This is a genomic window from Streptomyces sp. NPDC006476 (assembly GCF_040612015.1).
Lineage (GTDB): Bacteria > Actinomycetota > Actinomycetes > Streptomycetales > Streptomycetaceae > Streptomyces > Streptomyces griseorubiginosus_B.
In genome coordinates this window covers 1-2739 of sequence record NZ_JBEXPK010000238.1, presented here as the reverse complement: position 1 = coordinate 2739, position 2739 = coordinate 1, and the positions used below count along the sequence as shown (strand labels likewise).

3 protein-coding genes are annotated in these 2739 nt (G+C 65.9%); 1 reads left to right on the top strand and 2 read right to left on the bottom strand.

From position 1 onward, the window contains the following. Positions 1-75 precede the first annotated feature (75 nt). Positions 76-465 carry a transposase family protein gene (locus ABZZ74_RS53500; protein WP_356951355.1) on the bottom strand — a complete coding sequence of 130 codons (390 nt, stop codon included), beginning with the start codon at positions 463-465 and terminating at the stop codon, positions 76-78. 340 nt (positions 466-805) lie between these two features. Here ABZZ74_RS53500 and ABZZ74_RS53495 point away from each other — a divergent pair, with 340 nt between their 5' ends. After that, positions 806-1225 (top strand): hypothetical protein, encoded by a 420-nt coding sequence (locus ABZZ74_RS53495; RefSeq protein ID WP_356951354.1) that lies wholly within the window; start codon positions 806-808, stop codon positions 1223-1225. Between the two features lie 181 nt (positions 1226-1406). On the opposite strand, the gene ABZZ74_RS53490 is transcribed toward ABZZ74_RS53495, so the two are convergent. After that, positions 1407-2738 (bottom strand): IS1380 family transposase, encoded by a 1332-nt coding sequence (locus tag ABZZ74_RS53490; RefSeq protein ID WP_356951353.1) that lies wholly within the window; start codon positions 2736-2738, stop codon positions 1407-1409. Position 2739 lies beyond the last annotated feature (1 nt).

The following is a 2739-nucleotide window of genomic DNA, read 5'->3' as shown; positions in this document are numbered from 1 at the left end:
CCCTTGCCGTTAGTTCGGGGCAGCTGCTGTCTGAGAAGCAGAAAGCTCAACCCGCGAGGGAAGAATCTCCCTGCTTCAGCTGGGGGAGAAGTCAATACTGCCAGACCCGCGCAGCACATTCCCGTCCACCGCCACCGTCAACAGGCCGGGCCCGCGCACCCGCAACAGCACCTCCAGATCCGCGGGACGCACCAGCGTCAAGGCCCGTCCCAGCGTGTCCGCACTCGGCGTACCTACCAGCTGGAAGGGGCCACACGGACGCAGCCCCAGCCGCAGCAACTCCACCCGACCGGCGGCTGGCGCCCACTGCGCCATCGCCCGGCACGAGCCGAATCCGGCCGCCGTCGCACACAGCGTGACCAGCAGCAGCGACACCAGCGAGAAGCACCGACCCCGAGGATCACGCGGATCTCTCCCCTCGGCCAACCGCCACAACAGCAACGTCCGCTCCGACGCAAGCGACATCGACTCCATCACGGGCACACACATGGCAGACTGGCGATTCACCGAAGCTCCGTAGACACAGGGCGACTTGGTAGGTCACCCCCCTCAACGGAGCTTCGGTCTTCCACATCACGGACCGCTAACCTGCGGAAAGGTCTCAATCCCGGACCTTGCGTCAGCCCTGCCCCTGGTCCTCCTCGGACTCCGCTGACCAGCACAGATCCGCGAACAACCGGACTTTGCAATCACCCTGAACTGAAGGCCTGTGAGGTTGATCCGGGTGAGATGACTCTATCGCCAGCGGCCGCACGTCTTCGATAGTGCTTGGAGTTTCCGGCGCTTACACGGATCTCAACGAAGGGTGCTGACGTTGAAGGTGTTTACTTCTCGACCTGAACGTATCAAGAAGATCATCGCCGGTCTTGTGGTGATGGGCGTCGCCGGGGTCGGCGTCGCGGATTCCCAGTCGGCTTACGCGGATTCCGATTTCATCACTTGGACGCTAAACGTTAAGACCGTTCCCGGGAATAAGGCCCTATCCTTCCGGCATCGTTGGACTGATAGCAGCGGGCATATTGGTGACGTGTGCTCGAATATCTCCACGCCAGACAGCAAGGGGTACAACGTGACTGGCCTTAGTGACGATAGGCCTAACATCCAGGCTTATGCTGCGGATGATTGCAACGGTAGCGTCATTGGGGAACTTAGCTACACGTCACCGCACGATGGGTCCACGCCCGTCTTCGTCACCTTCGACGGCAGCGGTGTTCATCTCGGGTAACGCAGACGGGTGAGTCCTCGTCCATGCTTCAGCCTCGATCCACCGCGTAAATTCTGATCTTCGATCTCGGGCGGGGTTCCGGTGATTTTTCGGGTGCGGGCAGCGCGTTGTGCCGGGTGGCCGTCCGGTGCGGGGTCTCCGAGGTCTTCCTGGTCGCGGGCGGTCGGTGCGGTGGCGTGGGTCAGGTGGTCGTGCGCTGTCCGGTGGCCGTCCACAGGTCGGTGAAGTCGGCTTCCCAGCGCCAGCGTTGCGGCAGGTGCAGGGTGAAGCGGCGGGCGCCGGCGGCGATCCGGGCCGGGATGTGGATCAGGTGGCGGCGGATGGTGCCGGTGCGTGCCCTGGCGTGGAAGGTGGAGGCGAGGTGACCGGCGGCCCGGGTGAGGTTGTAGGCGGTGGCGGCCAGGGTCAGCCAGGCGGCGTTCGCGGTGAACTTCCCCGAGGGCAGGTGGCCGAGCGCGGAGTCCTCCAGGTCCGCGAAGACCTGTTCCACCACGGCGTGTTCGCGGTGCATCGGCTCGGCCTGGACGAGGGTGAAGCGGCTGTCGGTGAAGATGACGTGGTGGCGCCGGACGCCGAACAGCTCGGCCTGGCCGTCAGGGACGCTCGTGGGGTTGAGGTGTTTCACGCGCCGCACGATGAGCCGGGCCGTGGTGTGGAACTGCTTCTTCTTGCTGGTGAACGCGGTGAAGGGGATCTCAGCGATCTCCGCGTCGCAGACCCGGCGTTCCTCCTCGTCATCCCAGATGGCGTCGGTGTACTCGATCGGCGTCCAGGCGTCCTCGGCGATGTTCACGATGGCCTCGCGGACCGTCTTTTTAACCGCGACCGCCAGGGAGAAGCGGACGCCGGCCGTGCGGCAGGCGTCGACGACTTTGTGGGAGAAGTACGCGGGGTCGGCGCGAACGATGATCTGCGCGGTGATGCCCATCGCCCGCACCGTGGCCAGGGCCTCGCGCAGCAGGCTCGCAGCTCCCTTGCCGGAGCCTGCCGAGCCCTTGCGCAGTCTGGTGGCGACGATGACCGGCGCGCAGGTGGATGTCTTGACGGTGACGATCTGGAAGTGCAGGCCGCGGGGCTTGGTGTAGCCGAAGGAGGCGCCCTGCTTGGCCGGCCCGTAGACCTGCTTGACCTTGGAGTCGATGTCGACGAACACCACCTCGTCCGTCTTCGGTACCAGGCCGGTGTGCGCGGCCAGGTTGCAGGTGAACGCCCGTGTCGCGGACTGGAGTTGGCGCACATGTCCCCAGGTGAAGGCACGCAGGAAGCTGCCCAGTGTGGACGGGGCCCGTATCCCGCCGAACAGGCGGGGCAGGCCACCGTGCCGCAGGACATCCAGGTCGTCGATGCTGTCCGCGCCGGCGACCATCCCGGCCACGATGGACAGAGCCTTCGCGTCCGCGGCCGTGCCCGCGCCGTTCCTCGCGCCGGTCAGCTTGACCTTCTCGGCGACCAGCCGAGGCAGGTCGCACCGCTCGGCCAGCCGGACGGCCGGGACCAGCCCGGCATGCGCGATC